Raw genomic sequence first — 15,652 nt, 5'->3', positions numbered from 1 at the left:
CGTTTTACGAGGGAGCAAAGATACAATTTATCATTGAAAATGCCAACTATGCCATTGATGAAATCTTGCGATAACCGAAGTAGAGCAGCACGATGCCTGCTATTACCAGTGATTTGGGGTCGACTTCCGTTGCTCCGCTCTGAAGGGCGGTATTGAAAGTTTCGCGCAAAGTATCGAGTACCAGTTGCAAGCCGTCGAAGGCAATGAACAGGACGAGGGCGAGCGTGAAGCAGAACGTGGTCCATATCTGCGACAAGCGTTGGACGCGGTCGGGCAAGTGGCGCATGACGCGGCGGCTGAAGCCATTGTCGGCTATTTCCTGCCGGTGTTCGGCAAAGAATGAAGCGAGGAGTTTATCATCATTTTCCATCATAACCATTTTGTTTTAAGTAAGTAGCCATTTTATCTTTTGCCCGCGAGAGGTGGCTTTTTACGGTTCCCGTCGGGCATCCGGTGATGCCTGCAATCTTTTCGATGCTTTGATCTTCGAGGTAGAAGAGGGTGATGCAGGTGCGTTCCATTTCTTTCAGTGAGGCCAGGGCACGGTAGATGTCCATGTGCTGGCCTACGTCTTGTTGCAGTGTGCTGCATTGAGCGTCTACCCGATACGTGTCCAGGTCATCGGTTTCTTTCCGGCTGCGAATATAATCATAAAATACATTATAGGCAATACGATAGAGCCAGGTTGAGAAGCTGGAAAGATTCCGAAATGAGGCAAGGTTGGTATAGGCTTTGACGAAGGTATCTTGGGCCAGGTCGTCACTCAGTTCGCTGTCGCCGCAGGTCTGGTGCAGGAAGAATCGCCGCACGGGCGACTGGTACTTCTTGACCAACTGGTCGAAGGCCCTGGTGTTGTGAAACACCACGACCTGTGCGACTAACGATATGTCGTTGAGTTGACTCATTTCTTGTCTTCCTGCTTCTGACTGTAATAGATGACTAACTGGCCGAAGCCGGTAAACATGATGAGCAGTCCGATGCAGCCGATGCTGAACTGGGTGGTGATGGCCCAAAGGAAGATGAACAGTCCGATGCCGACGAAGATATTGTTGATGCCTTTGCTGCGTATATCGTTGGAGGCGGCTTCCTTGAAGAAGTTCTCGGGTAACTGCTGTCCGCGGGCCAGAGCTTGCTCGGCAAGGCGGTATTTGGCCTTCCGGTTCTTGTAGCGGAAGAAGAAGATGACGAAGATGATGAGCAGCGGCAGACCGAAGACAAATACGATGGCTGTTACGGTGATAAGAGTTTCGGAGGCTTTGTCGCCGAAGCTGAAGCTGCCCCATTCCAGTCCGCTGTCGTTGCGGTGGTGCTTACTGCTGCCGGAGCGGTTGCTGTCGGCGTCGGTTTCGTAGGTCATGATACTGAGGGTGTCGGTCATGGTCTGCCCGTTGATGACGGTGTCTTTGAGTTCTATCACTCTTTTCTTGTTTCCATGACTGTCGTTTTCAGTCACGGTTCGGTTGCCTCCTTGTACCAGTGCGCAGTACAGCATGGCAAGCATAACTCCTAAAATAATCCGTTTCATACTCTATCGTTTTTTAAGTTTTTATTTCTTTGTTTGTTAGACGTAGCTTGATATGCATAAAGTTGCAAAGAGAAGAAATTTTTTTGAGAAAAGATGCATGGAGGGAGACTTATTGTTAGTCTGATATGAAAGATACTTGTTGGCGAAGCAAGACAAGCTTTACTGCAAGATGCTGCAAACTTGTTGCAACGATGCAGCATACTTGTTGCAGTGCTACTGCAAATAGGTTTGCAATGTCGCTGCAAAAGGTTTGCAGTAGCACTGCAACTTATTTGCAGCGACGCTGCAACACGTTTGCAGTAAAACTGTGGCAGGTCTGCAGCGACAGCAATAGCAGTGGCTGATGTGAATACCTACATCAGTTATGCTGGGGGGATGCCTTCCCCTGGTGCCGAACAAAAAGTACCTTGTAGATTGATAAAAGGTCTTTTTTGTATTACCTTTGCGGACACAAAACAATTCAGAGCATGGAATTACCTGCAGCATTTACCGAGTATTCGCATACCCTCTTGGGCGTTGAAGAATATGAAAGGCTGGCTGATGCCTTGGAAAAGGAGCAACCGATTAGTATACGACTGAATGAGGATAAGTTAACCGACTCTTCGTTTAGTCTTTTTCGTACCTCTTTTAGTCCTGTCCCTTGGTCTTCTACCGGTTTCTACCTGGAGCGGCGTCCGACGTTCACCTTCGACCCCTTGTTTCATGCCGGCTGCTACTACGTGCAAGAAGCCTCGTCCATGTTCGTGGAACAAGCTCTGAAACAGTATCTCACCGACCAACCGGCCGTAATGCTCGACCTCTGTGCTGCCCCCGGCGGCAAGTCGACCCATGCCCGCAGCGTACTTCCCGCAGGCAGTCTGCTGGTTGCCAATGAAGTCATCCGCAACCGCTCGCAGATATTGGCAGAGAACCTCACGAAGTGGGGACATCCCGGCATCGTAGTTACGAACAACGATCCCGCCGACTTTTCTGCCCTCGAAGCTTTCTTCGACGTAATACTGACCGACGTCCCCTGCTCCGGCGAAGGCATGTTCCGCAAAGACCCCGTTGCCGTCAGCGAGTGGAGCCCGGAGAATGTGGACATTTGCTGGCAACGCCAGCGGCGCATCATCTCCGACATTTGGCCTTGTCTGAAGCCCGGCGGCATCCTTATATATAGTACCTGTACTTATAATACACAGGAAGACGAAGAAAACATCCGTTGGATACGTGACGAGCTTTCTGCCGAAGTGCTTCCTCTCTCCATCCCTGCCGATTGGAATATTACAGGAAACCTGTTGGCAGGCGAAGACTTCCCCGTCTACCGCTTCTTGCCGCATAAGACCCGCGGCGAAGGTTTCTTCCTTGCCGTGCTCCGCAAGCCGGGGATGAGCGACGGAAATACCAGGGCTGAGCAAGCTCTTTCTCAGGGAAGGTGTTTTGAAATGCCGGGGAAAAGGAGTGATAACCCCAGGGATAAGGGACGGAAATCCCAGGGCAAAGGAACAAAGACCCCGGGAATCTCCAAAGAGCAGTTATCGTCCCTCGGTCAATGGCTGACGGCTCCGGAGAAGTATGAGTGGTTGATCGATGCCAATCGCGTCAGCGCTTTTCCCCGTGAGTATATGTCCGAGTTGGCAGCTTTGCGTTCGTCACTTCGCATGGTGCAGGCCGGTGTAGAGGTTGCCGAACTGAAAGGCAAGGATTGGATACCTGCGCACGGCCTTGCCATGAGCAGGGCACTGCGTCCGGATGCCTTTGCCTGCGAGGACGTCAGCTACGAGCAGGCCATCGCCTACTTGCGCAAGGAGGCTGTTGCACTATCCGAGGCGGCTCCCCGCGGAGTGGTGTTACTCACTTACAAACAAATCCCCCTTGGCTTTGTCAAGAATATCGGTAACCGGGCTAATAATCTTTATCCTCAGGAGTGGCGCATCCGTAGTGGCTATTTGCCGGAGGAAGTGCTGGAACTGATGTCAATTCTATAATAATCAGACCAAAGCAGCCGAGAAATAATTCTTGTTTTATTTCCCTGCTGATGCAGTGTTTTAGTTTTTACAGCATTTATTATATAAATAATTGTAAAACTAAAACTACTGCCTATGCTAAAGAAAATGATTGCTGCTTTAAGTTTACTCAGTATCTTTGCAGCGTGCCAGAGCGACGAGGACCCCGCACCACAACCCAAACCTCGTAAAGACATCTCCCTTACACGTACCGAACAGGAAATTACGAATTTAGGAACGGATTTCGCTTTCCGCTTCTTCAATCAGGTGTGTAGAACTGAAAAGTCTAATTTGTTTATCTCACCTTTGAGTGCTACGCTCTGTCTCTCCATGATTACCAATGGAGCTGCAGGCAATACCTTAGCAGAAATGCAGACCGTCCTGGGATTCTCCGGTTATTCAATCGAAGATATGAACAGTTATAACCGGAAGCTGGTTTCGGCTCTGCTCGATCTGGATAATACTACCCGCTTGGGCATTGCCAACTCTATTTGGATAAGGCAGGGATTCAGTGTGTATGACGACTTTGTGAATGTGAATAAAAAGATGTACGATGCCCAGGTACAGGAACTGGACTTTACGTCTCCCAACGCCAAAGACATTATAAACAAGTGGTGTGCTGAGAAGACAAATAATTGTATTACGGAAGTGCTGAAGTCGATTCCGGAGAATGCACGTCTTTATTTGTTGAATGCCCTTTATTTCAAGGGAATCTGGACGAATCAGTTTAAGAAATCCAATACGGCTGCAGATCAATTTACAAATCTGGATGGAAGTAAATCGACCGTACAAATGATGAACATGTCCGAAGGACATTTCAATTATACGGAGAATGATTATTTCTCCATAGCAGAGTTCCCTTATGGCAATGAAGCTTTCAGTATGGCAGTGCTTCTGCCGGCTGAGGGGAAGTCTTTGGAAGATTGTTTGCCGCAATTGACGGATGAGCGTTGGCAGGAGTGGAACGATGATTTGTCGGGGACGACTCTGAATGTCAAGCTCCCCCGGTTTGAGTTGAAATATGATAAGGACTTGATAGACGACATGAGGGCAATGGGGATGAAGGATGCTTTCAACGGTACGGTTGCCGATTTCTCTAAAATGTCTGCTGCTGATTTGTTTGTAGGATTATTGCAGCAATTTACTTATATAAAGGTGGATGAAGAAGGTACCGAAGCAGCAGCTGTGACTGTTGGAGGAATGCTGGACGCTGCTGTTGGCCCGGGTATGTCTAAATCATTCCATGTGAATCGTCCTTTTGCTTTCCTGATAAAGGAGAAGAGTACAGGGACTATTCTCTTTATGGGTAAGATCACAAAATTATAGGTACAATCCATAAAAGGAAAGGGATCGCTCACTATCAGAGTGAACGATCTCTTTTTTTATAATTGACTTTTGTATATTTGTGCCATAGCCTTCTGATACTGATTCTCTAATTGCAGAAGGTTTGTCTTGCTCTGATAAACTACCGATATTTCCACGAAATACTCTATCATGCTGATTTGTCCGCCCATGAGTGCTTGTTTCAGCAGTGCGAGGTCTTGTTGCTGCTGGAAGGTACGTCGGTACTCTTCCATAGAGGTATGCAGGTTGCGCGCCTCTTCGTAGAGCTGCCACAGTGTGGAGCTGGCCTGCAGGGCGGCGTTCTCTTTCTGATAATCGATGTTGAGTGCCTGCGTTTTGGCAATCTTTACCTTGTTGCGGTTTTCAAATATCGGGAAGGAGAAACCTACCACGACACCGTTCATCGGATGGCCGGAATCGGTGTTCCGGCGATAACCCAGTTCCAGTTTGGGCAGCCAGCCTTGCCGGCTTGCCGAAATCTGTTGTTGGGCGGCGGCACTTGCGCCTTGCAGGGATTGCAGGGTGGGGTCGGAAGCAATGAGCTCGTCGCACACCTGCCCGAAGTCGGTGGGAAGTGGAGTAACGGGGTAATCCGTCAGCCCCAGGGCTTCGGCTGCGGGGCGGTCACCGATGGTCAGGGGTTGGTTGCCGTTCAGGGTGGTCAACTCTTTCAGCTTGTTGTCGAGGGTAGTGCGGTTCATGCGGGCTTCGGTACGCACGTTCAGCAGTTCCAGGTTGATTTTGTTTGTCTCCAGGGCGTTCGCGTCGCCGGTTTCCATGCGGCGGGCGTACATGGCGGAGAGTTCTTCGGCATTCTTCAACCGCTCGTCGAGCAGGGCTTGCTGGCGTTGCAGCATGATGATGTCCAGGCACACTTCCTTGGCCTGCAACAGTATCTGTTGGCGGAAGGCGATGGCTTGTGCGTCGAGGGCATTGGTCTTCAGGCGGTTCATCTTGCCCCGTGTGGCGTAGAGGGTGGGGAAGTCGAAACTCTGTGAGATGACCAGTTCGCCGGCCGTTTCGTCACTGTTCTTGGAGTCCCAGACGTGGGCGTAAGACAGGGTAGGGTCGGGCAGGTTATTGTCCGTCTTGTTTTCCAGCTTCTGCGAGGAGATGAGGTGGATGTTGGCTTGCAACTCCTTGTTGTTGGCCTCTATCTGTTGGAGGACGGCGTCGATGCCGCCGGTTTGTGCACGCATCCCCACAAAAGTGAGGACGGCGGCACTGAATATCATAAATCGTTTATTCATTATCTGACGTTTTAGGTTGTTTATTACGGTGCATCATCAGGTAAACAATCGGAATGATGAAACCGTTCAGGAACGTGGATGTTAAAAGTCCGCCCAGAATCACCTTTGCCATCGGGCTCTGTATCTCGTTGCCGGGCAAGTCACCGCTCAATGCAAGCGGGATAAGTGCCAGCGCACTGGACAGGGCTGTCATCAGAATCGGGTTCAAGCGATCCAGCGAACCACGGATTACGCTGTCGCGGACACTGTAACCTTCTTCTTCCTGCAGATGGTTGTAGTGGCTGATGAGCAGCATTCCGTTTCGGGTGGCGATACCGAACAAAGAGATAAAGCCGATGATGGCCGGAATGCTGACTTCACCCGTAGTGATAAGCAGGGCAAACACGCCACCAATCAATGCCAGCGGTAGGTTGATGAGGATGATGGCGCTCTCCTTCACACTGCGGAACTCGTGATAGAGCAGCAAGAAGATGACTACGATGGACATGAACGAAGTCAGCGCCAGCGTGCGGCTGGCTGCCTGCTCGCTTTCGAACTGGCCGCCATATTCCAGATGATATCCTTCCGGCAGCTTTATCTGCTTGTCCACGCGGTCTTGTATGTCGTTCACCACACTTCGCAAGTCGCGGTCGGCCACATTTGCCGAGATCACAATCTTACGTTTCACGTTCTCGCGGCTGATGGTATTCGGACCCATGGCCGAACGGACTTCCGCTACATAGTTCAGTGGAATCTTTTGTCCGTCGCCTGCGTCAATCATCAGGTTGCGGATTTTCTCCATCTCATCGCGCAGATCGTCTTTGACGCGTACGGTGAGGTCGAAACTCTTTCCTTTTTCATAAACCTGCGAAACGGCTTCGCCCGCCAGGCAAACGTTGACGAACTCCGAGAATTCCGGCAGTGAGATGCCGTATCGAGCCAGCATTTCCCGTTTGGGCGAGATGATGAGCTGTGGGCGTTCTATCTGCTGCTCTACGTTCAAGTCGGCAATGCCGGGGATGCCCTGGATGGCACTCTTGATTTCGTTACCCAGGGTAAACATGCGGTTCAGGTCGTCACCGAACAACTTGATGGCGATATTGGCCTTTGTACCGCTCAGCATGGCGTCGATGCGGTGGCTGATGGGCTGTCCTATTTCGACATTGGCGCCCACGATGGTGCCCAACTTCTGGCGCACGTCGGCTACAAGTTCACTGCGCGAACGGTCTTTCAACTCAAACGGAGCTTCAATCTCGGAAACGTTTACGCCCAAGGCATGCTCGTCCAGTTCGGCGCGTCCCGTTTTACGGGCCACGGTCTGTATCTCGGGAATAGAGAGCAGAAGTTCTTCGGCACGATGTCCCATCTTGTCACTTTCTTCGAGCGAGATACCCGGCAGTGAAGAGATATTGATGGTGAACGAACCTTCGTTGAAAGGCGGCAGGAACGAACGTCCCAGGGTGAAGAAGCAAGCCAGTGCTACCACAAACAGGGCGATAGTGCCACCGAGTACACTCTTCTTATGTTCCAGGACGAAGGTCAGCGCCGAACCGTACCATTGCTTCATCTTGCGTGCTACAAAAGAGTCGCCGGTAGCGTTTTTCTCCTCTTTGGCTTTTTCTTTGCCCAGCAAGTAGGAGCAGAGCACCGGTGTCACTGTCAGTGCCACCACGGTAGAGGCTGCCAATGCTACAATAAATGCGATGCCCAGTGGTACCAGCATCCGGCCTTCCATGCCGCTCAGGAAGAACAACGGCACAAAACTCACCACAATTATCAGCGTAGAGTTAAGGATAGGCATACGTACCTCTTTGGAAGCGTTGAACACTACTTCCAGGACAGAGAGGCGCTCTTCGACAGGCTTCTGCCGGTTTTCGCGCAACCGTTTGTAGACGTTCTCCACATCCACAATGGCATCGTCCACCAGCGATCCGATGGCAATGGCCATACCTCCCAGGCTCATTGTGTTTATCGTGAAACCCATGTAGTGCAGGGCAAGGATGGAAGTTATCAAAGACAACGGTAGCGTTACCAGTGAAATGACGGTAGTACGCACGTTGGCAAGGAACAGGAACAGTACGATGACAACGAATATACCTCCTTCCAACAACGACTTCTGTACATTTCCGATAGAGCTTTCGATGAAGCGGCTTTGGCGGAAGATGTCCGTAGATACCTTTACGTCGGGGGGAAGATTCTTTTGAAGATCTTTCAGCGAAGCTTCCAGCTTGTCGGTCAGTTCCAGCGTACTGGTTGCAGGCTGCTTGGTGACGGTCATCAATACGGCAGGTTTACCACGTTCCGAGGCAGTGCCCAGTTTGGGAAGCTTGGCTCCGATTCTGACGTCGGCGATATCTTCCAGCAGGATAGGAGCGGAGGATGTTCCGTTGCTGCGTACCACAGCTTTGGCCACTTGCTCTATCTGGTCGGTAGAGAGTACTCCGCGCACGATGTACTCGTTGCCATATTCATAAAGCACGCCGCCGTTCGCATTCAGATTCATTTCGCGTGTGGCGTTCATTACTTCGCTCAGCGTCACGCTGTAGTGGCGCATCCGTTCAGGGTCCAGTTGTATCTGGTATTCCTTGATGTCTCCACCCAGTACGGCCACTTGTGCTACGCCGCCGGTAGAGAGTAACCGCGGACGTATCGTCCAGTCGGCAATGGTGCGCAGGTCCAACATGGAAGTCGAGTCTGCTGTCAGTCCTATAATCAGCATCTCGCCCAGGATGGACGATTGGGGTCCCAACGTCGGCTTGCCTACATTGGCGGGCAGCGATTCGCCGACTACCGCCAGCTTTTCGCTGACGATTTGCCGCGCCAGGTATATGTCCGTGTCCCAGTCGAATTCAACCCATACCACGGAGAATCCGTTGGTAGAGGACGAACGTACGCGACGTACTCCCGTTGCGCCGTTGACAGCTGTCTCTACGGGAAAGGTGACAAGCTGCTCCACTTCCTCGGCTGCCATGCCGTTGGCTTCGGTCATGATGACTACCGTCGGCGCATTGAGGTCGGGGAATACATCCACTTCCGTATGCATGGCGGTGTATGTACCGCCAATCAGCAGCAACAGCGATGCCACCAGTACCAGGATACGGTTGTGGAGAGAAAAATGTATGATTTTGTTTAACATTGAATTAAAGTGTTAGAGTGTTAATGTGATAATGTTATAGAGCGATATCACTCTATAACTTTATCACCTTATCACTAAATTAATGTTCATGACTATGTGCCGGAATCGCATTTGTAGCCGATGCCAACTTCACTTGGTAGGTTCCTTGGGTTACGACGCGGTCACCTGCTTTTATGCCGGAAAGTATCTGTACGCTTTCACCGTTATCCGCGCCGAGGGTGACAAGTTGCTTCTTGTAACCTTCTTCGTCCAGTTGCAGGTAAGCGAAGAAACTGCCTTGCTCCTCAGTCAGTGCCGTGTGCGGCAGGGATATCACACCTTCCATCGGTGTGGAGAGCAGGAATATTTCTACAAATGCACCGGGAATGATGTCTCCCTTGTTATCGAACTCGAAAGTGACGGGCACATAGTAGCCGTTCTCGCCCGAAGCTTTTCCATAAGAAAGCATACGGCCATCCAATTCTTTCAGTGTATATACCTTATTATTATAAGGAGTACTGAAATTGGCCGAACCGATACTACTCAGATACGGATAATACTTCTCCGATACATCGGCACGCAGAAACAGTTTCCGGTTTTGGGTGACGCTGACCAGTGGTTGTCCTACTGCTACATAATCCCCCTCTTTCACCAGCAGGTTTTTTACATATCCGCTGATGGGCGAGACAACAGCCTGCCCGCTGGCAGAATGATTCTTGGCAACTGCCTCATAACTGATGCGGGCATTCTCGTAAACCTGTTCGGCTTGTGCAAACTCTTTTTCCGATACAATCTTGTTTCCTACAAGCGCTTTCATGCGTTCGTATTCTTTCTTGGAAACTTCGTAGGCAATGCGCGCTCTTTGTACCGGGTCGCCGTCTGCCATGTTCTTGGAAGAAAGAATTACCAAGGGAGTTCCTTTGCTTACGCTCATGCCTTCGATGACCTTGCCTTTGAATGAAACGACACCTGCCACTGTAGCTACGGCTACGCTTTCGTCTCCTTGTGCCGCCAGTACCTGCCCGCTGGTTTTGATAACCTGGTGGAAGATACCGGGTTCAACTGTGCTGACTTTCACGCCGGCAGCTTGTGCCTTGGCGGGAGGAAAAATGATTTCATCGCTTCCGCCGTCACTGTGACTGTCTTCTCCTTCGTGCTCATGGCTATGGCCTTCGTGTTCGTGGTCATGCCCTTCGTGGCTGTGCTCTTCTGTTTCGTGATTATGTCCTTCGTGATTTTCTCCGGACTTGCTGTTGCAGGAACCCAATAGGAATAATCCTAAAGCTCCCATGAAAATAACTTTTCTCATGATGATATTTTGTTCTTACTTTTAAATTTGAATACAAAGTTAGGAAATGGGAATTGCAGTTTGGTTGCATACATTCCCATCCGGATGAAACCTGTTTCCGGCGGTATGCCGATGCAGGATTAAGCAAGAACAAAAGGAGGGGCGCGAAGTCCCGTGGCACGTGTGATAAACGTGCCGTGCAGAGATTCTAAATAGACACAATCCTGCCTGTTTATATCGAATTCGGGCAAGATGAGTAATTTGGAAAGAGGCTCAAAGAGTAAAGTAACTACCCACGGAGTGTCCGGATGTAACCAGACATCGTTCGAAGTGGGCGTTTGCTGGAAGAAGTGCGTGGTCATGCATCCGGTGTCACAGCAACAATGGTCACCTCCGTTGCTATGCTGATGTCCGCAGCAACTGGTAGTGACATCATTCTTCATGCAAATCAGTCCGTCGGCATGATGATGATGGGGAATGACGGGTATCACCAGCATTATTAAGCTGATGAAAAACAGGAAAAGTGTTATGTACTGTCTTTTTTTCATTCCTCTATCTCTGAATGGACGCAAAGATAGAGGTTAATAGCTTAATTACCAAACACAAAATGCTAAAAAGAATTGAATAATTCATTCAAACCTTCGTTCATGCTGGGATGAGTGAAGATAAAATCTCGCAGGAAACTGTAATGTTGTCCCGTTTTCATGGCCAGTGCCACTGTATTGATTACTTCCGGAGCATCGATACAAAGCAGTGTACAGCCGACGATGCGTCCGGTGTGCGAATTGATTACTGCTTTGAGCATGCCGTCCATGTTGTGCTGCGTGCGGGCACGCGGAACCACGGCTGCCGGAATGCGTGCTACTTGCACGGGGTAACCTTGCTTCACGGCTTCCTCTTCCGTCAGTCCGATATGCGCCAGCGGTGGGTCGGTAAAGATGGCAAAAGGTATCGGATGCCGGTCGTTCAGACTTCGCTTCTTATCTCCGAACAGCTGGTTGCGGATGATGCGGAAATCGTCGATGGACAGGTAGTCGAACTGTTCGCACCCCCGGACATCTCCCAATGCCCAGATATGTGGAGTTGTGGTTTGGAGATATTCGTTGACAACGACGGCTCCCTGTCCGTTTACCAATACCCCGGCTTTGGATAGATTCAATGCATCGATCATAGGTTTACGTCCGGTAGCCAATAGCAGTGCATCTCCTTTCAGATAATAGGGAGTGCCATCCGTGCTGTCCGTATAGGTCAGGGTGATTCCGCCGGCGGTGTCATGTACCGACTGGATACGGGCATTCTGTCTGATATGGATATTTTTCCGTTCCAATGCTTCGAGCATGGATGCGGCGATGTCACGGTCTACTTTGGGTAGAAAGCGGTTTCCGGCTTCCAGCAGGGTGACCTGACTTCCGAAGCCCGCATACATGGTTGCAAATTCCAGCCCGATGGCGCCTCCGCCGATAATGAGTAATTCGGCAGGCAGCTTGTCCAGGCTTAGCAAAGTCTCGCTGGTATATACATACTTGCTGTTCTTAATTCCGTCTATGGCAGGCAGAACGGGGGTGGAACCGGTATTGATGAATATCTCTTTTCCTTTCAGAACAATTTCTTCCTTATCGGAAGTCACTTTGATTGTATCTTTCGACAGGAAAGAAGCTGTTCCGTCATAGAGGGTTATATTAGGGTTGTTTTTTACATTTTCATAATTCTTTTCACGTAGGAAAGCCACCAGTTTGTCTTTCCGGCCGACGGCTTGTGCATAGAGCTTGGACTGATTTGGGTAATCGTTGTAGAATCGTTGTTCGGCATACTCGGATTCATGAATCAAGGCTTTGGTAGGAATACAGCCTACGTTGACACACGTCCCTCCGTACATGTGGGGAGAACGTTCCGCAATGGCTACTTTCCAATTGCGCTCGGCCAGTTCGGTGGCAAGTTTCTTGCCGCCTTTGCCGAATCCTATAATAAGGGCATCATATTGTTTCATATTCTTTCTCGTTATTAAACGGTTAATGAAATGAAACAATATGAATTAACAATTTGTTCGGCAGGAGAGTTAAGGAATGTTTACCGTTCCAGTTCGCGAAGCGAGTCCATCTTCTTCTTTTCCAGAAATTCATAGATACCACTCAGATGTTCTTTCACCTGCTTGTTTCCGAATTCATAAACCTTGGTTACCAGCCCGTCCAGGAAGTCGCGGTCGTGACTGACGAGGATCAGCGTGCCGTCGAAATCCATGAGCGCCTGCTTCAGGATATCTTTGGTTTTCATGTCCAGGTGGTTGGTGGGCTCATCCAGTATCAGCAGGTTTACCGGTTCGAGTAGCAACTTTATCATGGCAAGGCGCGTACGCTCTCCTCCGGACAGCACTTTTACTTTCTTCATAGATTCTTCCGGACCGCCAAACATGAAAGCGCCCAGCAGATCGCGTATCTTGTTACGGATTTCTCCTTTGGCAACGTCGTCGATGGTTTGGAACACCGTCAGGTTCTCGTCCAGCAGGGAAGCCTGGTTTTGTGCAAAGTAGCCTATCTGTACGTTGTGTCCTATGGTGAGAGTTCCTTCATGCTCTATCTCCTTCATAATGCACTTCACCAGGGTAGACTTACCTTCGCCGTTTTTGCCTACGAAGGCCACCTTGTCACCTCTCTCTATAGTGAGGTTGGCATTCTTGAACACGACGTGGTCACCGTAGCTCTTTCCTACGCTTTCCATAATGACGGGATAATTGCCCGAACGGGGGGAGGGTGGGAATTTCAGCCGCAGTGCTGAGGTATCTTCTTCGTCTACTTCCAGTATCTCCAACTTCTCCAGCATCTTTACGCGGCTCTGCACCTGCAGGGTTTTGGAGTAAGTACCTTTAAATCGCTCTATGAACTCTTTGGTTTCGGCTATGAACTTCTGTTGTTCCTCGTAAGCCTTCTGCTGCTGTTCACGGCGCTCTTTGCGGAGTTCCAGATATTTGGAGTAGTTTACTTTGTAATCGTAAATCCGTCCCATGGTTACTTCGATGGTGCGGGTGGTAATGTTGTCCACGAACTTGCGGTCGTGGCTGATGACGATAACGGCCTTACCATTATTAATAAGGAAATCTTCCAGCCATTGGATGGACTCGATGTCGAGATGGTTGGTAGGCTCGTCCAGTAGCAGTACATCCGGCTTTTGTAACAACAGCTTGGCAAGCTCGATGCGCATGCGCCATCCGCCACTGAAATCACTGGTTTGGCGGCCAAAGTCGTCACGCGTAAATCCCAGGCCGAGTAATGCCTTCTCTACATCTTCCTCATAGTTTGTTGCATCAATGGCGTAGAACTTCTCGCTCAATGCCGAAACGTTCTCGATAAGTTCCATGTAGCTGTCACTTTCGTAGTCGGTGCGTGTTTCCAGTTCTTTGTTGAGGCGTTCTATCTCGGCTTCCATCTCGTGCAGGTGGGCAAATGCCTGTGCTGCTTCCTGGAATACGGTACGTCCGTCTTCCGTCATCAAGTGTTGCGGCAGATAGGCTATGACGCAGTCTTTGGGAGCTGAAATCCTGCCGCGGGTAGGCTGCCTGGCACCTGCCAGTATCTTTAGCAAAGTACTTTTTCCCGCGCCGTTTTTTCCCATTAGGGCGATGCGGTCTTTTTCGTTGATGACAAAGGATATATCACTAAATAAGGTAGTGCCGCCAAACTCTACGGCCAGTCCGTCTATAGAAATCATTGTGTATTATTTAAATTGAGGCGCAAAGATAACATAATTATATTATTTTTTATATCTTTGCCTCGTACAAACAAAATGCGTAAGTCATGGAAACTGAAAAATTGTCAGAGGATTATCGCCCGCTAATATTGGTTGCGGAGGATGATGAAAGTAATTTTAAGTTGATTAAAGCTATTATCGGCAAGAAATGTGATATATTATGGGCGAAGAACGGTGAAGAAATGGTTGCTTTGTTCAAGGAGAACCGTGATAAGGCGGAAGCCATCTTGATGGACATAAAAATGCCTATTATGAATGGTTTGGATGCTACGGTAATTATACGCCAGGATAATGGGACGTTGCCCATTATTATGCAGACGGCCTATGCATTTACTACCGATCGTGAGAAAGCTATGGAGTGCGGAGCATCGGAGGTATTGGTGAAACCGATTACATTGAGTGCTTTGCGTACCTGCTTAAGCAGATATCTGCCAAAATTGGTGTGGTAGATTGAGAATAGCGTACATTATAAAATGAGGGGATGATAAAACGATTGTTTTACCATCCCCTTATTTTATTGTATGTCTGTCTGTTGCTTCCTTTCCTCCATTTTCTTCTTTACGAACTCAATCTTCAGATTGGCTTCTTCCATGTTCTTTTTTATCTCTGTTATGGACGAGAGTAGCTGTGCCAATTCGTAGACACTTGCAAGTGCCTGGCGATCGGCGGGAGTCATATTGGTGGAGTAGGGGCGTTCTCCCTGATAGTCCACTTTGATATTCTTGTCTTTGTTCAGATAAAGGAAGCCCATGACGTTGCCGTCTTCACCCATCTTGAAATCCGCCTTTTCTATCTTCTCACCAAGGTCAGTGGTTTCGTAGCTGTCTTTGGCGGCAGGCGTTTCAGCAAAGCTGCCATCGGGGGCAGTGACTTTGACGGCTACATGATGGATGTTGTGAGAACCGCAGTAAATGGAAGTCATACTCATCACACCGTTTTCATCTACCTGGAAGCGGAGGAAGGAGCGGTGTAGATTCTTTTCTATCACTTGTGAGGGATGCAGGTAGTTACCGATTGTTTGATACTCGGCATCTTTCTCGAAAGTATATTTACCTTTAATGGCGTCAAATTCCTGCTGTTTCGCCTGGAGCATGCTGTCAAGGTAGACCAGGCTCTTTTGCTGCTCTTCAAGTTCCACTTCCTGCATCAGTCCGATGCCTGCACGGCGGGTTTCAAAGGCTTTGGGATAGAGAATCTTGATGCTGTCGATCAGTATTTTGGCTTCGCTGTAATTGCCCTGTTCAAAAGCTTGGCGGGCAGCCTGCAACTTTTCACCGGCTTTCTTCTCTACGTCATCGCAGGAGAAGAGCGTGCAACAGAGGCACGCAAGGAGTATTACTTTCTTCATAATTGTTGTTCTTTTATTAGTGAGGACAAAAATAGAAATAATATCTGTATCTTTGCAGCTCGAAAATGATTTATTGA

13 protein-coding genes are annotated in these 15,652 nt (G+C 49.3%); 3 read left to right on the top strand and 10 right to left on the bottom strand.

Translation table 11 applies throughout. The features are described from left to right. Nucleotides 1-46 precede the first annotated feature (46 nt). The 3 genes from AAE250_RS17260 to AAE250_RS17250 are packed head-to-tail and all read right to left on the bottom strand — an operon-like array spanning nt 47 to nt 1,525. Nucleotides 47-373: a DUF5056 domain-containing protein gene (locus AAE250_RS17260; protein ID WP_294597404.1), complete on the bottom strand. Its 327-nt coding sequence runs from the start codon at nt 371-373 to the stop codon at nt 47-49. Beyond that, a complete protein-coding gene (locus AAE250_RS17255) occupies nt 360-905 on the bottom strand; it encodes an RNA polymerase sigma factor (RefSeq protein ID WP_294597407.1) in 546 nt (181 codons plus the stop codon). Before AAE250_RS17255 ends, AAE250_RS17260 begins: the two co-directional genes overlap by 14 nt. Beyond that, nucleotides 902-1,525 (bottom strand): DUF6249 domain-containing protein, encoded by a 624-nt coding sequence (locus AAE250_RS17250; protein ID WP_294597410.1) that lies wholly within the window; start codon nt 1,523-1,525, stop codon nt 902-904. The genes AAE250_RS17255 and AAE250_RS17250 overlap by 4 nt, the downstream gene beginning before the upstream one ends. 467 nt (nt 1,526-1,992) lie before the next feature. On the opposite strand from AAE250_RS17250, the gene AAE250_RS17245 reads away from it, so the two are divergent. Beyond that, on the top strand, nt 1,993-3,492 hold the full coding sequence (locus AAE250_RS17245; RefSeq protein WP_294597413.1) for a methyltransferase RsmF C-terminal domain-like protein: 1,500 nt from the start codon (nt 1,993-1,995) through the stop codon (nt 3,490-3,492). A 114-nt stretch (nt 3,493-3,606) separates the two neighbouring features. Beyond that, complete coding sequence (locus AAE250_RS17240) at nt 3,607-4,836, top strand: serpin family protein (RefSeq protein WP_294597416.1); 1,230 nt, start codon at nt 3,607-3,609, stop codon at nt 4,834-4,836. A 56-nt stretch (nt 4,837-4,892) separates the two neighbouring features. Here the strand turns inward: AAE250_RS17240 and AAE250_RS17235 are convergent, their stop codons facing one another. The 6 genes from AAE250_RS17235 to AAE250_RS17210 all read right to left on the bottom strand — a co-directional run bounded on the left by AAE250_RS17235 (nt 4,893) and on the right by AAE250_RS17210 (nt 14,188). Then, complete coding sequence (locus AAE250_RS17235) at nt 4,893-6,104, bottom strand: TolC family protein (RefSeq protein ID WP_294597419.1); 1,212 nt, start codon at nt 6,102-6,104, stop codon at nt 4,893-4,895. Next, a complete protein-coding gene (locus AAE250_RS17230; protein WP_294597423.1) occupies nt 6,097-9,219 on the bottom strand; it encodes an efflux RND transporter permease subunit in 3,123 nt (1,040 codons plus the stop codon). Before AAE250_RS17230 ends, AAE250_RS17235 begins: the two co-directional genes overlap by 8 nt. Nucleotides 9,220-9,298: 79 nt before the next feature. Next, nucleotides 9,299-10,507 carry an efflux RND transporter periplasmic adaptor subunit gene (locus tag AAE250_RS17225; RefSeq protein WP_294597425.1) on the bottom strand — a complete coding sequence of 403 codons (1,209 nt, stop codon included), beginning with the start codon at nt 10,505-10,507 and terminating at the stop codon, nt 9,299-9,301. Nucleotides 10,508-10,626: 119 nt separating this feature from the next. Further along, nucleotides 10,627-11,034, bottom strand: coding sequence for a DUF6769 family protein (locus tag AAE250_RS17220; protein ID WP_294597428.1), 408 nt, complete (start codon nt 11,032-11,034; stop codon nt 10,627-10,629). A gap of 62 nt (nt 11,035-11,096) precedes the next feature. Beyond that, entirely contained in the window at nt 11,097-12,473 is a 1,377-nt protein-coding gene (locus tag AAE250_RS17215) for an FAD-dependent oxidoreductase (RefSeq protein WP_294597431.1), read from the bottom strand. An 80-nt stretch (nt 12,474-12,553) separates the two neighbouring features. Beyond that, nucleotides 12,554-14,188, bottom strand: a complete 1,635-nt coding sequence (locus AAE250_RS17210) for an ABC-F family ATP-binding cassette domain-containing protein (protein WP_294597434.1) — start codon at nt 14,186-14,188, stop codon at nt 12,554-12,556. A gap of 86 nt (nt 14,189-14,274) precedes the next feature. On the opposite strand from AAE250_RS17210, the gene AAE250_RS17205 reads away from it, so the two are divergent. Beyond that, nucleotides 14,275-14,676, top strand: coding sequence for a response regulator (locus AAE250_RS17205; RefSeq protein ID WP_294597437.1), 402 nt, complete (start codon nt 14,275-14,277; stop codon nt 14,674-14,676). Nucleotides 14,677-14,741: 65 nt separating this feature from the next. Here AAE250_RS17205 and AAE250_RS17200 read toward each other — a convergent pair whose 3' ends face one another. After that, nucleotides 14,742-15,575, bottom strand: coding sequence for a hypothetical protein (locus AAE250_RS17200; protein ID WP_294597440.1), 834 nt, complete (start codon nt 15,573-15,575; stop codon nt 14,742-14,744). Between the last annotated feature and the right edge of the window lie 77 nt (nt 15,576-15,652).

The sequence above is a fragment of the Bacteroides sp. GD17 genome, from assembly GCF_038448625.1.
Lineage (GTDB): Bacteria > Bacteroidota > Bacteroidia > Bacteroidales > Bacteroidaceae > Bacteroides.
Note: the sequence above shows the minus strand (reverse complement) of the source record. Positions and strands in the feature narration are given on the sequence as shown.

Excerpts from the sequence above, each read along its gene's own strand:
- AAE250_RS17225 (WP_294597425.1), bottom strand. The coding sequence starts at position 10,507 with ATGAGAAAAGTTATTTTCATGGGAGCTTTAGGATTATTCCTATTGGGT.
- AAE250_RS17210 (WP_294597434.1), bottom strand. The coding sequence starts at position 14,188 with ATGATTTCTATAGACGGACTGGCCGTAGAGTTTGGCGGCACTACCTTA.
- AAE250_RS17215 (WP_294597431.1), bottom strand. The coding sequence starts at position 12,473 with ATGAAACAATATGATGCCCTTATTATAGGATTCGGCAAAGGCGGCAAG.
- AAE250_RS17205 (WP_294597437.1), top strand. The coding sequence starts at position 14,275 with ATGGAAACTGAAAAATTGTCAGAGGATTATCGCCCGCTAATATTGGTT.
- AAE250_RS17220 (WP_294597428.1), bottom strand. The coding sequence starts at position 11,034 with ATGAAAAAAAGACAGTACATAACACTTTTCCTGTTTTTCATCAGCTTA.
- AAE250_RS17245 (WP_294597413.1), top strand. The coding sequence starts at position 1,993 with ATGGAATTACCTGCAGCATTTACCGAGTATTCGCATACCCTCTTGGGC.
- AAE250_RS17240 (WP_294597416.1), top strand. The coding sequence starts at position 3,607 with ATGCTAAAGAAAATGATTGCTGCTTTAAGTTTACTCAGTATCTTTGCA.
- AAE250_RS17260 (WP_294597404.1), bottom strand. The coding sequence starts at position 373 with ATGATGGAAAATGATGATAAACTCCTCGCTTCATTCTTTGCCGAACAC.
- AAE250_RS17200 (WP_294597440.1), bottom strand. The coding sequence starts at position 15,575 with ATGAAGAAAGTAATACTCCTTGCGTGCCTCTGTTGCACGCTCTTCTCC.
- AAE250_RS17250 (WP_294597410.1), bottom strand. The coding sequence starts at position 1,525 with ATGAAACGGATTATTTTAGGAGTTATGCTTGCCATGCTGTACTGCGCA.
- AAE250_RS17255 (WP_294597407.1), bottom strand. The coding sequence starts at position 905 with ATGAGTCAACTCAACGACATATCGTTAGTCGCACAGGTCGTGGTGTTT.
- AAE250_RS17235 (WP_294597419.1), bottom strand. The coding sequence starts at position 6,104 with ATGAATAAACGATTTATGATATTCAGTGCCGCCGTCCTCACTTTTGTG.
- AAE250_RS17230 (WP_294597423.1), bottom strand. The coding sequence starts at position 9,219 with ATGTTAAACAAAATCATACATTTTTCTCTCCACAACCGTATCCTGGTA.